We start from the raw sequence: 20,952 nt of genomic DNA, 5'->3' as shown, positions 1-20,952 counted from the left end.
CGCCGTTTCTCGACCCCGTTGTGGCCGTGAAAATACCACATTGAGCGCGCGCAAGTCACCACTGAACGCGTTTTTCTGCCCGACATTCTCAGACTTTTCGTCGACACGGAACGCGGTCATGACGCGACGTCGAACCACGACGCCTTCGCGATCTGCGCGAACGCCGACAACGAGGGTGTGCTCGTGTCGATGCGCCAGTCGTTGATGGTTCCGTGCTCCACCTTCCGCTCGTCGAAGTAGACGACCGCATGGACGGCGCGGTACTTCTGCGACAGCGCGGTGAGCGCGTCGCGGAACCAGATCGCCTTCCGGGTCGGCACGTTCGGATCCTCCTTGGATCCCCATTCGGTGAGCATCAATGGTTTCGTTGCGTGCGCCGATCTGGCCCACGAGTACCAGGGATCGACTTCGAACGAGAGCGTGTGCCACGCACCGTTCGCGTCGAAGTTGTACGGATCCAGAGCGATCCAGTTCACATACGCGTCGCCCGGATACGTGGTCTTCACGATCGAGGTCTCGCCCGAGCCCGGTTGCCACGCGAACGCGGTCGTCGCCCACACGAACGCGACGTTCGTCGCCTTCTGCGCTCGGAACACGGCGACCACGTGACGGAAGGCCGCGACGTAGTCCGACGCGGGGCCACGGGCGCCCACGTTGGTCTCGGGCTCCGCGTCGAACACGAAGAACGCCGGGCTGTGCAGGGCGACGAAGCCCCTCGCGACCGAGACGAGGTACGCGTCTTCCTTGCCCGCCGCGATTCGCGCCCACGACACGACCGAGCCCGAGAAGTGGCACGCACACAGGCTCAGCATCGGGATGCGGTGTTGCGAGACGGTCCACGTCTGATACGCCGTCGGGATCGGATCGCCCCACTGGTAGTACTGGTGGTCGATCGCGTACTTGCGTCCGATCGCCTGCTCGGCCTGCTGGAGGTTGAGCTTCGGGTTGCTGTTGGGCCGCCCGGGACCGGGGCCGCGCCAGGCGCCGAAGTAGGCGCCGGTGCGCGGCACCTTCGGCGGCGCGAGACCCGCGTTCACCACGGGCGCCGATGTCGTCGTACGGGCGACGGTCGTCGTGGTCGTCGACGACGACGACGTCGTCGACTGCGGCGGTGCCGCCGCCGACTCGGTCGAGCAGGCCGCTCCGAGCGCGATCAAGAGCGCGAGCCCGACGACCGTCGCCGGGGCTGGGCGCCCCGTGCGCGTCCGTGCGCGATCGGCAGGACTCGTCGTCACGTCGCGTACTGGAACAGCCAGTAGTAGCCACGGGCCTGCGAGACCGGGACGAGCCGCAGCTTCGTTCGTTCGGCGTGCTCGAGGAACGCGCGCAGCTCGTGGTCGTACTCCGGCAACTCGTCGAAGTAGATGAGGTCACCGGGATTGAGGTGCGGCTCGAGCCACTCCAACACCGCCGCGGTGCTCGAGTAGAGCGTGCAGTCGATGTTCACGAAGAGCTGGTCGTGCGCGGGGAGCTCGAAGTTGGCGAGCGTCTCGTTGAACCAACCGACCTGGAACGAGACGCGCGGGTCGGTGATCGACGGCGGCGCCGCGGTCTTGAAGAACCCCGGCGGATAGTCGGGGCGCCACTCCTCGGGCAGTCCCTGGAAGCTGTCGAAGCCGACGAAGCGCGCGCCGGGCCGGTCGAGGTGCTCGACCCACCAGCGCAGCGACCATCCCTCCCACACGCCGAACTCGAGGTACACCGGGTTCGGTGTGGTGAGTCGCGCGAGCGCGTCGCGGTACGTGTCGGTCTTGTCCTCACGAACGATGAGCCGACCCGCGGGCGGGTTCTGCGCGACCCAGTTCCCGATCGTGAGCGCGCCGAGGACGTTGCTCGCGTCGTAGAGCCGTTCCTTGCTCAGCCGGCTCCCGGCCTTGATGAGCAGCTGGCGAAATTGCATCCGTGCGTCGAAAGGCATTGCAGATCCGTTCAGGCTCGAGTGGCGGACAGGTCGATGACGTAGGCGGCGCCGCGTTGGTCGGCCGAGCCGACCTTCAACCACGGCGACGTGCCGACCGCGGTGTGCGCGTCACCGTCCATGGCGATCGCGGTACCGAAGCGGCCTTTCGTGGAGTTCGGCGCCGCGATCGTGACGCGGTCGGCGGCGGTCGGCTGCTGGCCCGGGACGAGGTGCACGAGCTCGGCCGCGCCCTGGTCGTCGACACCGGCGCCGTCGACGCCGATGACGAGCTCGGAGCCGTCGGCACTCAACGCGACCGACGAGCCGTAGTAGAGGAACGGCGCCGCGTTCGTCGGCAGCAGCGTGAGCGTCGTGTTCTGCGCCGGGGCGCTCCAGTCGCCGGTCGTGCGGTACACGTACGTCGCGCCGGCGCCCTTCGCGGCCCCGACGTTCACGTCGGGCGCCGCGATCGCGAGCACGCGACCGTCGTCGGAGAACGTCGCGTTCACGCCGTACGCGTCGGTGTCACCGTTCTTGTTGCGGTTCGGATCCGCGAAGACGGCGCGCGTCTGCGCGGTCTTCCACGCGTCGTGCGTGCCGAACACCGACGTCGACCCCGAGTGCAACGTGTGCTGCGAGTCGAAGTGCGTGAGCTCGGTCACCGCGGCGATGGAGCCGTTCGCGGAGAGCGCAGTGGCGCCGCCGAACTCCGCGCTCGCGGTCGGGGTGCGGGCGATCAACGTGCGCGCCGCGGTCCACTGCGTCGCGCTCGCGCCGCGGTTGAACACGTACGCGGAGCCCGCGTCCTTCACGGCGAGGACGTCGTGGCCCGTCGCGCCGACGACGATGCGCGCGCCGTCGCGTGAGATCGCCACCGACCAGCCGAACCCGTCGTAGGCGGCGGAGTCGGGCCCGCGCAGCTTGGCGACCTGCGCCCAACGACCGCCGGAATCACTGAACACGTAGGCCGTGCCTTCGTCGGCGGCCGCCCCGACGTCGCCGAACGGCGCGCCCGCGACGATCGTGTGCCCGTCGCCCGAGATCGCAACCGACCAACCGAGCGCGTCGTACTTCGCGCCGTCGGCCGCGACGAGCTTGGCGGTCTGCGCCCAATGACCGGCGCTCCCCGCGTCGACGTAGACCGCGCCCGACCCGGTCTTGGCGCCGGCCGCGTTCCCGGGTGCCCCGATGGCGGCGACGGCACCGGCGGACGACATCGCGGCCTCGCCGGGGGTCGCGTAGTAGACGGGCTTGATGGGTGTGGAGAAGGTGTCGTAGGCCTGCGCGCCGCCGAGGTTGTCGCCGGCCTTGCCGTCGCTCGCGAGCAGCTGCTGCGGCGGCCGGCCCTTCGGCACCGTGGTCGTCGGGCCGCCGGGGGTCTTGGGGGTCGTGGCCGGGCCGTCGGACCCCGGGTGCGACGAGCCGCCGCAGCCCGCGAGCGCGATCGCGGCCGCGACGGCGCACGCCAACGTCGGTCCCCACGCGTTTCCGGTTCGCCTACCAGCCACTTCTGCCCCGCGAATCGCCCACTGCAGTCCCAGCCAGCGTTGAAGCCTAGCGAATTCGCACACAGAAAGCGAGTGATTGACCACTATCCGCGTTCGTGGCGAGGAGCGCCCGTCGTTAGGCTCCGAACGATGGCGAGGGAAACCGTAACCGGCTACTGCTGGCCTCAAGTGGTCAGGGTCGGCGAGAACGTCGACCTCCATCTGTCCTCGGCGCGCGGCCGCCCGGTCGCCGTCGAGGTGGCGCGCGTCGGGGCCGAACGGGCCGTCGTGCACCGCGACGCAGCCGTCGCGGCGGCAGAGCACCCGACCCCGACCGACGCGTCCACGGCCGGCTGCGGCTGGCCGGCGGCGACGACGATCCGAGTCGATCCGTCGTGGCGCTCGGGCTACTACGAGGTGCTGCTCGAGATCGACGCCGACGGGCGGACGCGCCGCGACCGCGCGTTCTTCGTCGTGCGGCCCGACGTCGGCACGCCGGCGGCCCGCATCCTCCTCGTGCTCGCCACGAACACGTGGCACGCGTACAACGATTTCGGAGGCCGCAACCTCTACAACGGCGCGACGCAGGTCGCGCTCGACCGGCCGATGGCGCCGGGCTACCTCTTCAAGCCTCCCGGCGCGGGGCGCCGGGTGACGGTCGTGAACCCGCCCGACCCGCAGATGGCCGCGCACGTGGGCTACGTGCGCCTCAACCACCTGTCGGAGTGGGCGGGCTCGGCCGGTTGGCCCGATTGGGAGCACCCGTTCCTCGCGTGGGCCGAGCGCGCCGGGTACGCGATCGACGTCGCCACCAACGCGGACCTCGAGGAACATCCGGAGCTCCTTGCGGGCTATCGGTTGATGCTGTCGGTCGGGCACGACGAGTACTGGTCGGGTCCGATGCGCGACACGGTCGAGACGTTCATCGCGTCGGGCGGCAGCGTCGCGTTCTTCTCGGGCAATACGTCGCTGTGGCAGGTGCGGTTCGAACGGCGCGTCGACGGCGGCCCCGCGGCGACGATGGTCGGCTACAAGGGCCAGTTCAAGCACGACCCTGTATACGACACCGATCGGGTTCGGGATCTCACAACAATCTGGTCCGACCATCTCGTCGGCCGACCCGAGAACCACATGACCGGCGTGAGCTTCACCCGCGGCGGCTACCACCGGATCGGCAAGCGGGTGACGAACGGGCTCGGCGGCTACACGGTGTTCCGGCCGGACCACTGGATGTTCGAGCACACGGGCATCGGCTACGGCGACGTGCTGGGTGCGGGCGCGACCGTCGTCGGCTACGAGTGCGACGGCTGCGACTTCACGACGCGCGACGGGCTGCCGTATCCGACGGGTTCGGACGGCACGCCTTTGAACTTCGAGATCCTCGGCAGCGCGCCGGCCGCGCACTTCACGCGCACGACCGCGACGCGGCCGCCGCATCCGAACGAGCCGTCGGAGATCGAGTTCCTCGCGGCGCGCCTCTTCGCGACACGCGAGACCGAAGCGGTCGAACGCATCGCGCACGGTCACGCGATGCTCGGTACCTACACCTCACCCGGCGGCGGCACGGTCGTGACGTCGGGATCGACGGACTGGGCGCACGGGCTCGCGGCGCGCGATCCGCAGATCGAGCAGATCACGCGCAACGTGCTCGACCGACTGTCGGAGTGAGCGCGCTCACTTCCGAACCGCTCGACTCCTACCGACGCGACGGATTCGTTCGGCTCGACGCGGCCTTCTCGCACGAGCTCGCGGCGCGCTGCCGCGCGCGTCTGTGGGAGCAGCTCGACGAGTCACCCGACGATCCGAGCACCTGGACGCGACCCGTCGCGCGACTCGGTGCGCAGCTCGACGAGCCGTTCCGCGAGGCGGTCGCCTCGCCGCGGTGGCTCGACGCGATCCACGCAGTGGCAGGGCGGGACGCAGCACCCGAACCGTGGCTCGGCGGCACGGTCGCGGTGCGCTTCCCCATCGCCGGTCCGCCCAATGACGACGGCTGGCACGTCGACGGCAGCTACGCCGGACCCGATGGTCGGTGGTGGTTGAACGCGCGCTCGGACGGGCGCGCGTTGCTCATGCTCGTGTTGCTCTCCGACGTGGGACCCGACGACGCGCCGACGCGACTGCGAGTCGGATCGCACGTCGACGTACCCGACGCGCTCGCGCCGTTCGGCGACGCGGGCGTGGCGTCCCTCGACTTCCCGCTCCCCGCCCGCGCGCTCGCACGTCCGATCGCGTTCGCGACCGGCCGCGCCGGCGACGTCTACCTGTGTCATCCGTTCCTCGTGCACGCCGCGCAACGCCACCACGGCCGCGAGCCGCGCTTCGTCGCGCAACCCGGCGTGCCGTGGGCGAATGGGCGCTAGTCCGACGTGATCGGCGCGAGCCGGGCCTCGAGGCCGGCGTTGTCGAAGTAGCGAGCCCAGCCGAGCGGAGTGGTCTCGAAGCGCTCGTCGCGCGCGTCGGGATCGGCGCCGAGTGCGAGCAGGAGCTCGACCATCTCTCGGTCGTCGTTCGCGACCGCGCGGTGCAACGGCGTCTCCCAGGGCTCGTCACTGCCGATGTCGCCGCGACCGCGCGCGTTCACGTCGAAGCCGAGGTCGGCGAGCAGTGCAACGCCTGGAGCGCGCCGCTGCGCGACGGCCCACACGAGCAACGCAGGCCGGCGCGCGCGTGCCGCGTCGACGACGCCGGCGTGCGCGGCGGTCACCGCGTCGACCGTCTCGCGATCTCCCTCGAGCGCGCCCGCGATCAGTGCGTCGACCGGATCGAGGTCGGGCGAGCGTGCGCCGCGCGCCTCGAAGAACGCGACGAGCGCGCGGTTCCCCTCGGCCGCGGCGACCTCGGAAGCGGTCCGGCCGTCGCGCAGCGGAGCGAACATGTCGCCGCCGTGCTCGACGATGAGCTCGACGCGCGCGTTCATGCCGTGCGCGACCGCCCACGCGAGCTGCCCCTGCACCATCGCGCGCGGTGAGTCGAGGTCGTCGCCCAGTCGCGCCTTCCACGGCCCACCGTCGCCCCGGCCGAGCCCGTGCTCGAACAGGAGCTCGAGGTGAGAGTCGTCCGGCTCGAACATCCGGTTGTAGAGCGCCTGACCGTCGTTCGGATCCGCACCCGCGTCGAGCAGCACGCGCGCGAGCGCGAGGGAGTGCGGATGGCGCGGCTGCCGCACGGGTCCGAGCTCGCCCTCGCCGAACCCGCCGGTGAGCACCGTGAAGGGCGTGCGCAACCCGTGCCACAGATAGCCCGAATTCGGATCGGCACCGTGCTGCAGGAGGGCGCGTGCGGTGTCGAGCACCGCCGACTCGGCGACGTCGGGATCGACGCGCGAGTACGCGAGCACGAACAACGGCTCCCAACGGAACGGACCGCCGGCCCGCCGCGCGAGCGACGGATCGCGCGCGAGGAACGCGCGCACGCCGTCGCCATCGGCGAGCGCAGCCGCGTGATGGATGCTCGAGCGCGCGATCTCCGGATGCGTCGCGAGCAACTCGCGCGCGACCTTCCAGTCGTCGGGTGAGTCGTCCGCGTAGCGCAGGCACGCGCGCCGCAGGAACTCGGAGGCGGGATCGTCGAGCGCGGGAACCGCGTCGGGAACGCGCGTGTACTGCGTCAGCATCTCGACGAACGCGACGAGTCGCGGCCAGCTCGCGTGCCCGTAGTGGCGCGCGATCACGAGCTGCGCGGCTGCGAGCGGGAAGCGCGGCGGGTCGTCGACGGGTGCCGCGTGCTCGCGCGTGTGGGCGAGCGCATCGGTGTCGCCGGCGCGCACCGCGCGCTGGAGCTCCCGGGCCTGGCGGCGCAGCTGGCCGAGGTCCGGACGGTCGGGCAGGGAAATGGTCGGCATCGCGACCTCCTCTCTCGCCTGCGGTCCGCATCGTCAGGCCGAAAGGAGGGTCACGGCCGTACCGAGAGGTCTTGCACTCGCTCGAGTGGGCTCTGCCCTTCCCGCGGACCGGAGGCGCCTCGCGCGCCGCCCGCGAATGTAGCGGCCCGCCGGGGATCGGTGATCCAATCGCGCCCTCGCCAACCGAGGAGTCGTCGTGACCTACGCCATCGATCCCGAGCTGGTTCCCGTGCTCGAGCTCATCCCCGTTCGCGACCACCACGACATCGAGGGCTCGCGCGCGGTGATGACGGAGATGATCGCTCCGCTCAACGCGCACGTCGACACGAGCGGGGTCTCGATCACCGACCACGAGGTGCCGGGGCCCGAGGGCGCGCCGCCGGTCGCCGTGCGCGTGTACGCGCCCGACAGCGCGCCGCCCGCGACCGGGCGGCCCGCGCTGCTCGACATCCACGGCGGCGGATTCGTCGTCGGGTCGGTCGAGATGGAGCACGCGTTCGCGGCGAACGCGGCGCGCACGCTCGACGCGGTGATCGTCGCCGTCGAGTACCGGCTCGCGCCCGAGCACCCGTTCCCCGCCGGCCTCGAAGACTGCTACGCCGCGCTCACGTGGATGCACGGCGAAGCCGGCGCGCTCGGCATCGACACGACGCGCGTCGGCGTCGGCGGCCAGAGCGCGGGCGGTGGGCTGAGCGCGGCGACCGCGCTGCTCGCGCGCGACCGGGGCGGACCGGCGCTGTGCTTCCAGTTCCTCGGCATCCCCGAGCTCGACCACCGGCTCGATACCGCGAGCATGCGCGCGTTCGTCGACACGCCGATGTGGTCGCGACCGGCGGCCGAGCTGAGCTGGAGTCGCTACCTCGGCGACCACGACGGCGCAGTCTCGCCCTACGCGTCACCCGCGATCGCCGAGGACCTCGCCGGCCTGCCACCCGCCTACGTCACGACGATGGAGTTCGACCCGCTGCGCGACGAAGGGATCGTCTACGCGCTGCGCATGATGGAGGCGGGCGTCTCCGTCGAGCTGCACTCGTACCCCGGCACGTTCCACGGCTCGGCGCTCGTGACGACCGCGGCCGTGTCGCGTCGCGCGCAGCACGAGCTCTTCGACGCGCTGCGGCGCGGCCTGCGCGTCGACGGCTGAAGCGGCGCTACTGGACGAAGAGCTGCGCCATCGACGCGTGTTGATTCCCCACGCCCATCCCCGTCCAGATGTCGCCGAGGATGATGTTGCGGTGACCGAAGCACGCCGGGTCGCTCGGCTGCGTGCAGTCGGGGTTCAGGCTGCCCGGACCGTCCCAGTACATCCAGAAGTAGTCGGACGCGAGCGGATCGGCGAGCGCGATGTAGACCGAACCCCAGGCGTGGCCCTCGGGACCGCTCGGGTCGTGGCCGGCGACCGCACCGGCCTTCGCCAGCTGGGTGTACGCGTGCTTCCCGGGCAGCGCGGGCAGGCCGCGAATCGTGCGCTCCAGGTTGGAGACCACGATCCCCTGCTGCGTGACCGTGAGGCTCGCGTAGTTCTCCGGCAACACCATCTTGCCGAGACCTTCCGCCTTGTGCGCGCGGTTGATGTTCGCCAGTGCAGCCTTGTCGCAGCGCAAATTCGGGTGCGACTTGCCGTAGCACGCAAACGCGAACCGGCCGGTCGGCGGTGTGTTCACCGGCCCGTCGGCTCGGGCGGCACCGGTACCGAAGAGTCCGACCGCGAGGCAGGCGACGGTGACGATGGTGGCGAGACGGCGCATGCTGGGCCCCCGAGTCCGTGGCTGGCGTTTCATTCGCAGCGCGCGGGACCGTAGGTCGCGAACCGTCGCACGATCAATTCACGGGCACGTCGCGCGCGACCGAGCCGGCGACGACGCCGAGGCCGAGGCCGCGATCGCTACTGGACGAAGAGTTGGGCCAGGGATCCGGGCGCCTTGCCCGCACCCATCGCCGTCCAGAACGGGCCGAGGATGTTGTTGCGATGCCCGAAACAGCCGGAGTCGCCGGGGTTCACGCAGTCGCCGTTCGGGCTGCCGGGCCCGTCCCAGTACACCCAGAGGTAGTCGGCCGCGAGCGGATCACCGAGACCGCCCGCCCAGATCGATCCCCAGCCGCGGCCGCTCGGACCGATCGGGTCGGTGTTGTTCACGGCGCCGGTCTTTGCGAGCTTGGCCCACGCGAGCTTCGCGGGCAGCTTCGACAGGCCGCGCGCCGTCCGCTCCGCGTTCGAGACCGCGACCTCCTTCTGGATGAGCGTGAGGCTCTTGTAGTTGGCGGGCAGCGCGATCGGGCCGAGGCCCTCGGTCGCGCGCGCGCTGTTGATGTTGAGAATGGCCTGCTTGTCGCAGGCGTGCGTCGCCCGCTGGCCGTAGCAGGCGTTCCCGAATGCCGCCGTCGGCGGGATGTTCGGCGGGCTGGCGGCGGTCGCGCCGCCGGCGCCGAGAAACCCGAGCGAGACGCACGTGACCGCGACGAACGTGAGCAGACGACGCATTTTGCTGGCCCCCCGATCCATGGCTGTGGATCTCATCAGTACACGCGTGACCCTACGTCGTGAATCGTCGCGCCTTCGTGATCCGGGTCGAGCCATCGTCGCCCGAAGGTCGCCGCGACGGAGGCGACGCGAGTCGGCAGGTCGGCCTGGGTGCGGGAAGCCATGCCGCGCTCCTCCCGGGTTGCTCTCCCGTGCTCGACGCGAGCCTCGGGCTCGATCCCGAACGCCGAAATCGGCGTCTGCGCGCCGACGGACGAGATCACGCGACGCCGGACTCCGGCCGCGTCCGGCGTCGGATGTCCGGTGATACGACGGGTGCCGTGGAGCTCGAGGTGTCGGCGCCCGTACGCATCTGTGACCTCGGCGGCTGGACCGACACCTGGTTCGGCGGGCCGGGGCGGGTGCTGAACGTGGCCGTGACGCCGGGCGTCACCGTGTCGGTCCGCGAGCTCGCGGGCCCGCCGCGGCTCGTGATCGACGTCGAGTCGCCGTCGCCGCTCGTGCACGCCGCCGTCGAGGTCTCGCCGCCACCATCGGACCGCGGCCTCGAGATCCGCGTGCGCGCGGCGGTGCCGCCCGGATGCGGCGCGGGCACGTCGGCCGCGGTCGCGGTCGCGCTCCTCACCGCGCTCGCCGAGTCGCGCGGTGAACCGTGGTCGGCGCGTTCGATCGCGCGCGACGCGCACCGGCTCGAGGTCGAGCACCTCGGGCTCGAGAGCGGGGTGCAGGATCAGCTGAGTGCGGCGCTCGGCGGGGTCAACTTCATCGAGATCGACGCGTATCCCGCCGGCGTGGTGCACCGTCTGCCGGACTGGGACGACCTCGGTGCCCGGCTGTCGCTCGTCTCCGTCGGGCGCGCGCACGACTCGTCGAGCGTGCACCGCGACGTGATCGGTCGGGTCGCTGCGCAGCCGTCGACCGCGTTCGATCGGCTCCGCGCCGCCGCGATGGCGGCGCGCGACGCAGTGCTCGCGCGCGACCTGCGCGCGTTCGGAGCCGCGATGATCGACAACACCGAGGCCCAGCGAGCGCTGCACGCCGACCTCGTTGGAGTCGACGCGCAGCGCGTCGTCGACCTCGCCGCCGATTGCGGCGCGCTCGGCTGGAAGGTGAACGGCGCGGGCGGTGACGGCGGGTCGCTCACACTGCTCAGCGCGAACGCCGACGCGAAGCGCACGCTCGACGCCGCTGTTGCGCGGTTGGACGCGCGCTACCGCGTGTTCCCGATCGCGATCAGCCCCACCGGCCTCACGATTCGCCGGCTCTGATCACGACCCGCTGCGGCACCGCGTCGACCTCGACGCGGAGCGCATCACCGTCGACCCGCGCCGCGATGTGCGGGCCATCGGTCGTCGCGTGGAAGCGTCGCGGGTCAGGCAGCTGCGTGACCGTGAACGTCGTCGTGCCGCGCATCGACGGCCGCGGCTCGACGCCGATGGTCAGCTCCTCGCGCCCGCCGTCCCACCACGCCTGACTCAGCACGACGGACGGCACGTCGACATCGCACACCGTCGGCTCGTCGAAGCGCGCGCCGGGCCCCACGTTCGCGACGTGCCACCACGACCCTTCGCGCGCGATCTGCGCCGCGGCCATCGTTCCGTTGTACTGACCGCGCGGGTGCGACTCTCTTAGCCCGAAACCCCACGTGAACTCGCCGCGACTCGCGTCCCACGTCGGCTCGTACGCGGTGTCGATCGCGTCGCTCATCGCCGACGCAAGCGACTGCAATCCCCACTCGCGCGCGAGCCACATGATCGCGGCGGAGCTGCGCGGACCGGTCGGCAGGATCGGCGCGGTCGGTTCCCAGATGCCCATCTGCGTGACGCCGGCCTCGAACAACCGCTGCGCGTCGGGGACGACCTGCGGCGCGAGGTACTGCGCGGGAACCATGCCGAACATCGTCGGCACCTCGTGGTGCACGTCGAGGATCGGGTCGTAGTAGAGCGTCACCATCTGCGGAAGCTCGTCCGCGTCGAGGTGCAGGTAGCGCGCGCGACACACATCCGCGAACCACTCGTGGAACACCCCGTGGTGGTCGGTGCCGCGCAGCAGGTCGTGCAGCTGCAACCCGAGTCCCGCGCCCGCGAGACAGTACGGCCACACCTTCGTGTTCTCGCAGTGACATCCGTGCGGCGCGGCGCGCCACTGGGCGTGCAGGTGCTCCGCGATCGCGGTGTGGAACCACGTGAACGTGTTCTCGCCGTCGCGCACGATGTCGAACGGCTGGTCCCAGCGGTCGTCGCCGGTCGTGCGCAGGTGTAGCCCGAGCATCACGAGGAAGAACCCTTTGAAGAAGAGGTTCCCCGTCGCGCCGATCGGGTCCATCTGCAGACCCCACGGCTCGATGCCGTTCGCGGTCCATCCCGGCGCGTCGTAGTTGCCCCACAGATGCTCGGGGATGAGCAGCCGGTAGAGGTCGGGATACTGCGCGCGATCGGGATCGTGCCCGATCTGCGTGAGCCAGTCGCGCGCCGCCCACCAGCCCGTGTGCCGGAAGACGAGCTCGTCGAGGATGCGGCCGTACATCTCACGCCACGCGGGCGTGAGGTCGGCCATCATCGCGATCGCGTACGTGGAGTCGATGAGGTCGAAGCGATGCCACGAGCACATCGGCGCGTCGCTCACGCCGTCCCAGTGCTCGTGCGGATGATCCTCGCGATCCCAGCTGTCGGGCGTCGTCGCCTTGCGGTACAGGTAGCGCAGCCAACCCTGCGCGCGCTCGTCCAGCGCAGGAACGGTCATGACGCGACGAACCGCGCCGCGTCGGCGTGCGCGTAGTCGGCGACGATCGCGTCGGCGGCCCCCGCGGCTTCGATCGCGGCGACGACCTCTCCGAGACGACGGCCCGGGATCGCGCACGTCAGGTCCGACGCCGCCATACCCGTTCGCGCACGGCTGAGCGCGCAGCCCGCGCTCACTGCGACCGCGTCATGGTCTTTGGCGAGCACCACGATCCGGCACTGCGGCTTGCCCTCGACGCGCGCGTCGGGCACCGCGGCGAGCAGTGTCATCACGCCTGCCGCGTCCATGCGCACGAGCACGACATCCGGTTGGTCTTGTGCGTCGCGCAACGGCCCGTACGCGATGGCCTCGGGTGCATCGACGACCACGGGGAGGTCGGGGAAGACATCGGGCGACACCCAGCCCGCCTCGACCAACGACGCCACGTCGTGATGCGTCGCGGCAGCCTCCAGGTCGATGAAACCGTGCGTGAGCGAGCCGACGCTGCAGTTCGCGTGATCGTCCGCCCGCGTCGTGAACGTGCGGTTCTCGGCGTGCATCCAGAACACACAGCCGGCGGGCACGGCACCGGTTCGGCCGTCGTCGGCCGGCGCCGGGTACGTGCCGTCGAAGGGCGGCGCGCCCGTCCCGTGGAATGTGACTGCGACCGGCACCGCAGTCAGGCGGAGTGCGGCGACGAGCCGGTCCGCGAGCGCAGGATTGTCGTCCATCCGATGCTCCTTGTTCACGACGTGACGGCGCGGGCCTGCCGCTTCAGCTCCGCGAGGACGGCGCGCTCGTGGGGCAGCGCCCTACCGCCGTTCGTCGCGCGCCCGAGCGCGAGCCCGATCATCGTTTCGCGCGCGAGCACGTAGAACGTACGCGCCGCGGCCCGCTGCTTCACCGGCAGCGCGCGCGCGTCGAACGCGATCAACGACGCGAAGTCGGCGACGACCGGTCCGATCTCGACCGCGAGCTCGGGATCGTTCGCCATCGCGAGCCAGACCTCGATGACCGCCTTGAAGTTCGGCGTCGCGAGCGCCGACCATGCGGCGTCGAGTCGGCCCGCAACGTCGACGCGCCAGTCGCCGCTGCGAGCGACGAGCTCGTCGTAGAGACGGCGCAGCGCGTCGGCGAGCAGCTCGGCGAGGCCGTCGTAGTGGTGATGGAACGCGCCGCGGGTCACTCCTGCCCGCGCGCACACTTCGACGACCGTCGTCGCGGCCCATCCGCGATCGACCAACGATTCGATCGCGGCGTCGGCGAGCCGCGTCTTGGTCGAGTCGCTGCGTTCCCGCTGGGTGCGCCGCTCCCGCGCTGCCACTCCCCCCGCCGGTGCCACGGTTGGGATGTTACATACACCTCTGTACGTATGTAAAGAACGGCGCCGAGTCGCAATGACGAGCGTTCACGGCGTGGTCTGCCGCACCCAACGGCGGAGCGCTTCCCCGTTCGCAGCGGTGGGCCCGCTCTACGCGCTCATCCCTCTCGCGTCCCGCGGCTCACGTGGACCATGGTGTGCGCGGACGATCGAGTCGGATGCCGTCGACCTCGAAGTCGACACGCTCGTTGTAGAAAGCGATGAGACCGTGCACGCGCTCGCCCTCGCGGCGTACGTCGTGCTCGTAGGTCCAGGCGACGTCGCGCGTTTCTCGGCTGTCGAGCACCGCGGACCAGTGCCGCGCGGTGCCCTTGTACGCGCATTCGGTCACGGTGGAGCTCGGACGCAGCGCGTCCATGCACACATCGGCTCGCGGGAGGTAATAGCGGACCGGCAGTGCCGTCTCGAAGAGTGCGAGCGCACGCGTCGACGATGCGAGGGTCTCGCCGTCGATGCGCACCTCGACGCGGCGCGAAGTCGCGAACGTGTCGATGCGGTGGTACGGATCCCTCGGATGAACGAACACGCGCTCATCCTCTTCGTACCATGCGTCGACCGCAGCCCAGTCGACCGTGACGTGACCGTCGACGTCGGGATGCGGCTCCGCGTCGACGCGCACATGCTTCTCGGGAAACACGTACCGCGGCAGTTCTCCCGACACGTGTACGAGCTTGGCGTCGTCGCTGTCGACGACGGTCTCGCCGCCGCGCACCCCGCGAACGCGTCGACCGAGCGGCTCGACGTACACGACCTTGTCGGGGAGAGTGAGGTTCAACTCACCGGCTTGCTCCCGACCGAGTGGCCCTCGTCCCAGTGTGAGGCTCATCGTCGACTCCTTCTGCCGTCGCTCGTCGCGAGTAGCCGCCGGCGATGCGACCGACGCCGGGGGCACTCCAGGAATCGCGACGGCGCTCCGACGTCACCAGCGGCCGCGATGGACGACGTCGCCGAACGGTCGCCGCTTCGGATGCTCGATCACCCGTAGCGGGCGATCGGCCGGGTAGCCGAGGGCGACGAGCCACGGACAGAACCGATCTTCGGGGAAGCCGAGGATCTCCTGCGCTCGTCGCTGGTCCTCGACCTTGGCGTGGGCGCTGCCGATGCCCAGCTCGACGGCCGCGAGCATGAGGCAGATCGTCGTCTGACCGAGGTCGTAGTGCGTCGAGTCACGTGCGTATTCGTCGTCGGCAACCGGCGCGACGAGCGCGATCGTCGCGGCCGACGACGCGATGTGCTTCGCTCCCTGCCACACCGTCGAGAGCTCGGCGAGCTGATCGCGGTCGGTGACGACGACGTAGTCCCAGCGTTGCTTGTTCGACGACGACGGCGACCGCCGGCCGGCCTCGAGCACCCGATCGAGATCGTCGGCAGGGATCGGGTCGTCGGCGTACTCGCGCACGTTGCGGCGGGTCGCGATCGCGTCCGTCACGTTCATCGTCCATCCTCCCGTTCCGGTGCCGACGGCGCGACCGATCCGACCATCGCGTCGAGGCGAATCGGCAGATCGCGGACCCGCACCCCCGTAGCATTGAAGGTCGCGTTGGCGATCGCCGCTGCGGTACCGACGATGCCGATCTCACCGATGCCCTTGGCGCCCATCGGATTCACGTAGTCGTCCTCTTCGTCGATCCACGAGACGTCGACGGATTCGACGTCGGCGCACGACGCGATCTCGTACTGCGCGAGATCGTGGTTCAGGTAGTCGCCGAACTGCGCATCGAGCACGCTCTCCTCGAGGAGGGCCATCGACAGGCCCATGGTCATGCCACCGATCAGCTGTGATCGCGCGGTGAGTGCGTTCATCACGCGACCCACCGCGAACACACCGACGAGACGAGAGACGCGGACTTCACCCGTGTCGACGTCGACGCGCACCTCGGCGAACTGCGCGCCGAATGCATGGCTCGGCCGCTCCTCCCGCGCGTCGAGCTCGGCCGTCGTGTCCACGCTCACCTCGGCCGGCTCCCCGGGACCGTGCATCGACTCGAGCAGCCGTTCGCACGCACGCGTGACGGCGAAGCCCCACGACGACGTTCCCATCGATCCGCCTGCGAGCGGCGCCTGCGGAAGGGCGCTGTCGCCGAGACGGACGCGGACGCGCGCCGCGTCGACGCCGAGCGCGTCGGCCGCGATCTGCCCGAGCACCGTGCGCGCGCCGGTTCCGATGTCGGCCGCCGCGATCTCGATCTCGAAGCCGCCGTCGGGCAGCGCGCGGGCGCGCGCCGAGGAGGGCCGCGTGCGCGCCGGATACGTCGACGCGGCGACTCCGAGACCGACGAGCCCGCGTCCGACGCGACGCGCGCCTGGCTCCGCGCGCGCCGACCATCCGATGCGCTGCGCACCCTCGCGCAGGCACTCGACGAGGTGGCGGCTCGGGAACGGCTTGCCCGTCTCGGGGTCGACCCGAGGCTCGTTCCGGACACGAAGCTCGATCGGATCGATCGCGCACGCGACCGCGAGCTCGTCCATCGCGGATTCGAGCGCGTACATCCCCGGGCATTCACCGGGCGCGCGCATCCACGACGGTGTCGGTACGTCGAGCCGGCGGAGCCGGTGTGTCGTCCGCCGGTGAGGCGACGCATACATCATGCGCGACGGCACCGCGGTCTGCTCCGCGAACTCCTGGAGCGTCGAGGTCTGTTCGACGACGTCGTGCGCGAGCGCGACCAGCTGCGCGTCGTCATCGGTGCCCAGGCGGACCCGTTGGATCGTCGGCGTCCGGTAGCCGACGAACACGAACATCTGCGCGCGTGTCGCGGCGAGCTTCACGGGTCGGCCGACGGCCCGCGCCGCCATCGCCGCACCGACGACGATCGGGCGGGGCGTGCCCTTCGAACCGAACGCACCGCCGACATGCTCGCTGATCACATGCACGTCTCCCGGCGGGATACCGAAGATCTCGGCGAGCTTGTCGCGCACCGGGAACACACCCTGGTTCGAGTCGTAGACGGTGAGCGCGTCACGGTTCCACACGGCGATCGCGGCGTGCGGCTCCATCGGATTGTTGTGGTACGCCGGCGTTCGGTACACCGCGTCGACGGAGCAGGCGGCGCGCGCGAGCGCGGCCTCGACGTCGCCCTCGTTCGTGTCGGTCGGGAAGCCGGGATTGACCTTCTCCGGCGCGTACAGCTCGGGATCGTCGACGCGCAGCTCGACTGCGAACGGCTCCTCCGCGTACCGGATGTCGAGCCGTTCAGCCGCTTCCGTCGCGGTCTCGAGCGATTCCGCGACGACGAGCGCGACGATCTGCCCGCGGTACGCCACGCGGTCCGTTTGCAGGATCGAGAGCTCCGACGGTTCGTCCGTCGCGAGTCGCGGCGCGTTGCCGAACCAGAGGACGGCGAGCACTGCGGGGTCGGCGAGCGCGGATTCGACGTCGACGTCGATCACCCTGCCGCGCGCGACCGTTGCGCCCACCGCGCGGCCGTACGCGACGCGGTCGATGCGGTGCTCGTATGCGTAGACCGCGCGGCCGCTGACCTTGTCGGGCCCTTCGACGCGCACCCTGCGGTCGCCGGTCGCCCTCGTCAACGTCACGCCGACCCTCCGTCGGGGTCGACGTCGGCAAGCGCGCAGACGGTGCTGGTGACGAGCCGCTCGACGAGCGCGACCTTGAACGCATTGCCACGCAGAGGCTGCGCGCCGTCGAGCTCGACGGCAATCGCGCCCGCGACGCGCGCCGGCGTCACGGTATGGCCGACGAGCAGCGCCTCCGCTTTGCGCGCGCGCCACGGCATGTGGGCGACGCCGCCGAGCGCGATGCGAACGTCGGCGACGTCGCGGCCGTCGAGCAGCAGCACAACGGCGACCGACGCGAGCGCGAAGCCGAACGACGCGCGGTCGCGAACCTTGCGATAGCCGCTTCGAGCTCCGGCCGGGAGTGCCGGCACGTCGACACCCACGACGAGTGCGCCGTGCGGCAGGTTCGTGTCGAGCTCCGGCCGGTCGCCGGGCAGCCGGTACAACGCCGCGAGCGGGAGCGATCGCGTGCCCGTCGAGTCGTCGATGGTGACCGACGCGTCGAGCGCCGCCAATGCAACCGCCATGTCGGACGGATGGGTCGCGACGCACTGTTCGGACGCACCGAGAATCGCGAGGTCGCGGACTGCCGACGCGCGCGCCGGACATCCCGACCCGGGGCTGCGTTTGTTGCACGGCTTGGTGACGTCCTGGAAGAAGGGACACCGCGTGCGCTGGAGCAGGTTGCCGCCGACCGTCGCCATGTTGCGCAGCTGACCGGACGCTCCCGAGAGCAGTGCCTGCGACAGCACCGGCGCGGCGTCGCGAACCCGCTGGTCCTGCGCGAGGTCGGCGTTGCGCACCGACGCACCGACGCGGAGCGTGCCGTCGGCGAGGGTCTCCATGGCTCCGAGCCCGAGCGCGGTCGTGTCGACCAGGAGCTCGGGACGCTCGACACCGATCTTCATCAGGTCGACGAGGTTCGTCCCGCCGCCGAGCAGCTTGGCGGCCGACTGACCGGCGAGCGCGACGGCCGTCGCCCGGTCGGGCGCGCGCTCGTAGCGGAACTCCCTCACGCGCCGACCTCGAGGATGGCATCGACGATGTTCGGATACGCCGCGCAGCGGCAGAGGTTGCCGCTCATGCGCTCCCGGATCTCCTCCGCCGAGAGGATCGGCGCGCCGGTGCCATCGGGGGTGACCGCGCTCGGCGCGCCCGCTCCGAGCTCCGCCAGCGCCGCGGTCGCCGAGCACAGTTGACCGGGCGTGCAATACCCGCACTGGTACGCGTCGTGCTCGAGGAACGCCCGTTGCAACGGCGACAGGGCGCCGGCGCTCGCCAGACCCTCGACGGTCGTCACCTCGCAGCCGGCGACCGTCAACGCGAGCACGAGGCAGCTGTTCACCCTGCGCCCCTCGACGAGCACCGTGCACGCACCGCACTGCCCGCGGTCGCAACCCTTCTTCGTGCCCGTCAGCCCGAGCAGCTCGCGCAGAAGATCGAGGAGCGTCACGCGCGCATCGACATCCACATCGACGCGCGCACCGTTGACCGTCAGGGCAAGTGGCGATTCCGGCGGCACGCGTCACGCGTACCCGCGCCGCGCCGACGGCAACCCGGGCCTGACAACGATCGTGGCTCCTCGCGTCGGCCGCCTTGGAGAACGTGCTCTCGTCGCCGTTCGCCTCTCGCTCCTGGCCGAATCATCACTGGCCTTTGTGTGTGATGCGGTCCTAGCCTGCAGTGCGCTCTCGCGCAGAAGGTGGGTGGGCGGGATGATGCGTCGTCTGTTGGTGGGAGCTCTGGTCCTCGGGCTCGGCGTGGCCGGTGCCGTCGGCGGCACGGCTGCGGGCGCGGCGCCTTCGGGTCCGCGCTGGGTGAACGAGCTCGGCACTCGCTGGTATCAGGCCGGCCTCGGCGTCGCGGTCGATGCCGCGAACAACGAGTACGTCGTGGGGGAAACGCAGCGGACGTTTCCCGGATCGCCGACGCCGAGCGTCGGGAATGACGACGCGTTTCTGTTGAAGTTCAACGCACGCGGCAAGCGTTTGTGGACGCGGCAGTTCGGCTCGGGAGCGCAAGACGGCGCGTACGCGGTCGCGGTCGACGGGCTCGGCAACGTCGATGTGGTCGGGACGACCGGCGGGACACCTTCGGGTTCGCCGGAGAACAACGCGGGCCACGACGACGTCTTCGTGTCCCGGTTCACCGCTGATGGTGATGCCGTGTGGACGCACCTGCTCGGCGGTCCGAGCACCGAGAACGGTTTCGCGGTCGCCGGCGACGCAACCGGCAGCGTCTACGTAGCGGGCTACACGTACGACCGGCTGCCGGGCGCGCCCGAGGCGCTCCACGGCGACAGCATCGAAGCGTTCGTCGCGAAGTACGACACCGCGGGGAACGTCGCCTGGGTGCACCTGATCGGGACCTCCGGCAACGAGTACGCGGACGGCTTGGCCGTGACTCCGGGCGGCGGTGTCGACGTCGCCGGTTGGACCAACGGCTCGTTCGCCGGTGCGGCGAAGAACAAGGGACAGACCGACGTCTTCGTCGCGCACTTCGACGACGACGGCACCCGCTCGTGGATCACCGACGCCGGGACCAAGACGTTCGATGTCGGCAATGCCCTGGCAGTCGACTCCGCCGGGAACGCGTTCGTCGCGGGCTGGACCGGCGCGCTGCCCGGCACACCCGGCGACCAGGACGCTCTCGTGATGGAGTTCGACGCCGGCGGCGCGTTGCTGCGCACCACCCAGCTCGGCTCGAACCACAGCGACCAGGCGAAAGGGATCGCGGTCGACGACGCCGACGACGTCTTCATCACCGGGAGCACCGCGGGCACGCTCCCGGGCTCGCTGGAGAGCTCCGCGGGCGACTCGGACGCGTTCGTCGCGCGCCTTGATCCGGGCGCGGGATCGAGGCTGCGTACTGCTTGGGTCCATCAGCTCGGGAGCGCCGCCGACGACTCGGCGTACGCCATCGCGGCGACACCGGAAGGCGTCGCGACGACAGTCGGTATCTCCGAGGGCGCGCTACCGGGATCGCGCCGGGGCTACGCCGGCGGGGACGACCTCTTCGTCGCGCAATACGGTCGCCACGGCTGAACGCGGATCCATCTTCGACGACCGAGGCACGCGATCCCTGTACGAGGGCTCGCGTCTGAAGGCAGTCAGCTTCGCTGATCGGAGTGAGTGGACCTTGTCGGATCCTATTCTAACCCAACCATTTTACTTGAGAAACTCACGGCAGTCCAGGCGTGCACTGGCTCGCGCGATGCGGACCAAGGTCGCGTCCGACAACGCCAAACGCAGATACATCTGACGAGCGATCAAGTTGACGACCTGATCACGTCCCACCTCGACGGCGAGAGCATCGCTGAATTAGCTGCTCGCTTCGGAATCCATCGCACCACCGTCATGAAGCACCTTGACCGGGCTGGCGTCGAGCGTCGCGCTGGCGTCATCGAAAGACATCTCGAACGCGCGCGCACGCTCTATGAGTCGGGCCTGTCGCTTGCGAAGGTCGGCGAACACTTCGGTGTCGACGGCGAGACTGTGCGACAGTCACTGAAGAGGGCGGGAGTCGTGATTCGAAGGCGGAACGGCTGGACGTAGGTTCCAGTTCGCGAGTGTGCGTGCTCGCGTTCAAGAGTGCGCGGCTACGACAAGCCGTGCGTTA

At 70.5% G+C, this 20,952-nt stretch carries 20 protein-coding genes; 6 read left to right on the top strand and 14 right to left on the bottom strand.

Annotation, left to right across the window (positions count from 1 at the left end; all coding sequences use genetic code 11):
* Positions 1 to 116: 116 nt before the first annotated feature.
* Genes VH914_12965 through VH914_12955 form a run of 3 tightly spaced genes read right to left on the bottom strand, consistent with a single transcriptional unit; the run spans position 117 to position 3,369 of the window.
* The gene (locus tag VH914_12965; protein HEX4492111.1) at positions 117 to 1,235 is read right to left on the bottom strand and encodes a hypothetical protein; all 1,119 of its coding nucleotides are present in this window, start codon (positions 1,233 to 1,235) and stop codon (positions 117 to 119) included.
* Complete coding sequence (locus VH914_12960) at positions 1,232 to 1,918, bottom strand: class I SAM-dependent methyltransferase (protein ID HEX4492110.1); 687 nt, start codon at positions 1,916 to 1,918, stop codon at positions 1,232 to 1,234. The genes VH914_12965 and VH914_12960 overlap by 4 nt, the downstream gene beginning before the upstream one ends.
* 11 nt (positions 1,919 to 1,929) lie before the next feature.
* Positions 1,930 to 3,369, bottom strand: coding sequence for an FG-GAP repeat protein (locus VH914_12955; protein HEX4492109.1), 1,440 nt, complete (start codon positions 3,367 to 3,369; stop codon positions 1,930 to 1,932).
* A gap of 168 nt (positions 3,370 to 3,537) precedes the next feature.
* On the opposite strand from VH914_12955, the gene VH914_12950 reads away from it, so the two are divergent.
* On the top strand, positions 3,538 to 5,055 hold the full coding sequence (locus tag VH914_12950; GenBank protein ID HEX4492108.1) for a N,N-dimethylformamidase beta subunit family domain-containing protein: 1,518 nt from the start codon (positions 3,538 to 3,540) through the stop codon (positions 5,053 to 5,055).
* Entirely contained in the window at positions 5,052 to 5,750 is a 699-nt protein-coding gene (locus VH914_12945) for a phytanoyl-CoA dioxygenase family protein (protein HEX4492107.1), read from the top strand. The genes VH914_12950 and VH914_12945 overlap by 4 nt, the downstream gene beginning before the upstream one ends.
* On the opposite strand, the gene VH914_12940 is transcribed toward VH914_12945, so the two are convergent.
* A complete protein-coding gene (locus VH914_12940; GenBank protein HEX4492106.1) occupies positions 5,747 to 7,231 on the bottom strand; it encodes an ankyrin repeat domain-containing protein in 1,485 nt (494 codons plus the stop codon). The two genes, VH914_12945 and VH914_12940, sit on opposite strands and share 4 nt — an antisense overlap.
* Positions 7,232 to 7,427: 196 nt before the next feature.
* Here VH914_12940 and VH914_12935 point away from each other — a divergent pair, with 196 nt between their 5' ends.
* Complete coding sequence (locus tag VH914_12935) at positions 7,428 to 8,375, top strand: alpha/beta hydrolase (GenBank protein HEX4492105.1); 948 nt, start codon at positions 7,428 to 7,430, stop codon at positions 8,373 to 8,375.
* 7 nt (positions 8,376 to 8,382) lie between these two features.
* On the opposite strand, the gene VH914_12930 is transcribed toward VH914_12935, so the two are convergent.
* Together VH914_12930 and VH914_12925 are read right to left on the bottom strand one after the other, a co-directional pair.
* On the bottom strand, positions 8,383 to 8,979 hold the full coding sequence (locus VH914_12930) for a hypothetical protein (GenBank protein HEX4492104.1): 597 nt from the start codon (positions 8,977 to 8,979) through the stop codon (positions 8,383 to 8,385).
* A 137-nt stretch (positions 8,980 to 9,116) separates the two neighbouring features.
* Positions 9,117 to 9,713, bottom strand: a complete 597-nt coding sequence (locus tag VH914_12925; GenBank protein ID HEX4492103.1) for a hypothetical protein — start codon at positions 9,711 to 9,713, stop codon at positions 9,117 to 9,119.
* Between the two features lie 320 nt (positions 9,714 to 10,033).
* Between VH914_12925 and VH914_12920 the strand changes: the two genes are divergently transcribed.
* Entirely contained in the window at positions 10,034 to 10,981 is a 948-nt protein-coding gene (locus VH914_12920) for a GHMP kinase (GenBank protein ID HEX4492102.1), read from the top strand.
* Here the strand turns inward: VH914_12920 and VH914_12915 are convergent.
* The 8 genes from VH914_12915 to VH914_12880 form a co-directional block, all read right to left on the bottom strand.
* Positions 10,962 to 12,455 (bottom strand): hypothetical protein, encoded by a 1,494-nt coding sequence (locus tag VH914_12915; GenBank protein ID HEX4492101.1) that lies wholly within the window; start codon positions 12,453 to 12,455, stop codon positions 10,962 to 10,964. The two genes, VH914_12920 and VH914_12915, sit on opposite strands and share 20 nt — an antisense overlap.
* A complete protein-coding gene (locus VH914_12910) occupies positions 12,452 to 13,165 on the bottom strand; it encodes a DUF169 domain-containing protein (GenBank protein HEX4492100.1) in 714 nt (237 codons plus the stop codon). Before VH914_12910 ends, VH914_12915 begins: the two co-directional genes overlap by 4 nt.
* A gap of 14 nt (positions 13,166 to 13,179) precedes the next feature.
* Positions 13,180 to 13,776: a TetR/AcrR family transcriptional regulator gene (locus VH914_12905; GenBank protein ID HEX4492099.1), complete on the bottom strand. Its 597-nt coding sequence runs from the start codon at positions 13,774 to 13,776 to the stop codon at positions 13,180 to 13,182.
* A gap of 160 nt (positions 13,777 to 13,936) precedes the next feature.
* Positions 13,937 to 14,641, bottom strand: a complete 705-nt coding sequence (locus tag VH914_12900; GenBank protein HEX4492098.1) for a DUF427 domain-containing protein — start codon at positions 14,639 to 14,641, stop codon at positions 13,937 to 13,939.
* 93 nt (positions 14,642 to 14,734) lie between these two features.
* Positions 14,735 to 15,250: a nitroreductase family protein gene (locus tag VH914_12895; GenBank protein HEX4492097.1), complete on the bottom strand. Its 516-nt coding sequence runs from the start codon at positions 15,248 to 15,250 to the stop codon at positions 14,735 to 14,737.
* Positions 15,247 to 17,352 carry a xanthine dehydrogenase family protein molybdopterin-binding subunit gene (locus VH914_12890; protein HEX4492096.1) on the bottom strand — a complete coding sequence of 702 codons (2,106 nt, stop codon included), beginning with the start codon at positions 17,350 to 17,352 and terminating at the stop codon, positions 15,247 to 15,249. Before VH914_12890 ends, VH914_12895 begins: the two co-directional genes overlap by 4 nt.
* Positions 17,349 to 18,350 carry a xanthine dehydrogenase family protein subunit M gene (locus VH914_12885; GenBank protein HEX4492095.1) on the bottom strand — a complete coding sequence of 334 codons (1,002 nt, stop codon included), beginning with the start codon at positions 18,348 to 18,350 and terminating at the stop codon, positions 17,349 to 17,351. Before VH914_12885 ends, VH914_12890 begins: the two co-directional genes overlap by 4 nt.
* Complete coding sequence (locus tag VH914_12880) at positions 18,347 to 18,856, bottom strand: 2Fe-2S iron-sulfur cluster-binding protein (GenBank protein HEX4492094.1); 510 nt, start codon at positions 18,854 to 18,856, stop codon at positions 18,347 to 18,349. The genes VH914_12885 and VH914_12880 overlap by 4 nt, the downstream gene beginning before the upstream one ends.
* 211 nt (positions 18,857 to 19,067) lie before the next feature.
* On the opposite strand from VH914_12880, the gene VH914_12875 reads away from it, so the two are divergent.
* Together VH914_12875 and VH914_12870 are read left to right on the top strand one after the other, a co-directional pair.
* The gene (locus VH914_12875; protein ID HEX4492093.1) at positions 19,068 to 20,378 is read left to right on the top strand and encodes an SBBP repeat-containing protein; all 1,311 of its coding nucleotides are present in this window, start codon (positions 19,068 to 19,070) and stop codon (positions 20,376 to 20,378) included.
* A gap of 87 nt (positions 20,379 to 20,465) precedes the next feature.
* Positions 20,466 to 20,888 (top strand): helix-turn-helix domain containing protein, encoded by a 423-nt coding sequence (locus VH914_12870; GenBank protein HEX4492092.1) that lies wholly within the window; start codon positions 20,466 to 20,468, stop codon positions 20,886 to 20,888.
* Positions 20,889 to 20,952 lie beyond the last annotated feature (64 nt).

Source organism: Acidimicrobiia bacterium (genome assembly GCA_036271555.1).
Classification (GTDB): domain Bacteria; phylum Actinomycetota; class Acidimicrobiia; order IMCC26256; family PALSA-610; genus DATBAK01.
The sequence above is the reverse complement of the archived record's forward strand: the minus strand, read 5'-3'. Positions and strand labels throughout refer to the sequence as shown.

Excerpts from the sequence above, each read along its gene's own strand:
- VH914_12960 (HEX4492110.1), bottom strand. The coding sequence starts at position 1,918 with ATGCCTTTCGACGCACGGATGCAATTTCGCCAGCTGCTCATCAAGGCC.
- VH914_12950 (HEX4492108.1), top strand. The coding sequence starts at position 3,538 with ATGGCGAGGGAAACCGTAACCGGCTACTGCTGGCCTCAAGTGGTCAGG.
- VH914_12940 (HEX4492106.1), bottom strand. The coding sequence starts at position 7,231 with ATGCCGACCATTTCCCTGCCCGACCGTCCGGACCTCGGCCAGCTGCGC.
- VH914_12930 (HEX4492104.1), bottom strand. The coding sequence starts at position 8,979 with ATGCGCCGTCTCGCCACCATCGTCACCGTCGCCTGCCTCGCGGTCGGA.
- VH914_12925 (HEX4492103.1), bottom strand. The coding sequence starts at position 9,713 with ATGCGTCGTCTGCTCACGTTCGTCGCGGTCACGTGCGTCTCGCTCGGG.
- VH914_12915 (HEX4492101.1), bottom strand. The coding sequence starts at position 12,455 with ATGACCGTTCCTGCGCTGGACGAGCGCGCGCAGGGTTGGCTGCGCTAC.
- VH914_12910 (HEX4492100.1), bottom strand. The coding sequence starts at position 13,165 with ATGGACGACAATCCTGCGCTCGCGGACCGGCTCGTCGCCGCACTCCGC.
- VH914_12900 (HEX4492098.1), bottom strand. The coding sequence starts at position 14,641 with ATGAGCCTCACACTGGGACGAGGGCCACTCGGTCGGGAGCAAGCCGGT.
- VH914_12895 (HEX4492097.1), bottom strand. The coding sequence starts at position 15,250 with ATGAACGTGACGGACGCGATCGCGACCCGCCGCAACGTGCGCGAGTAC.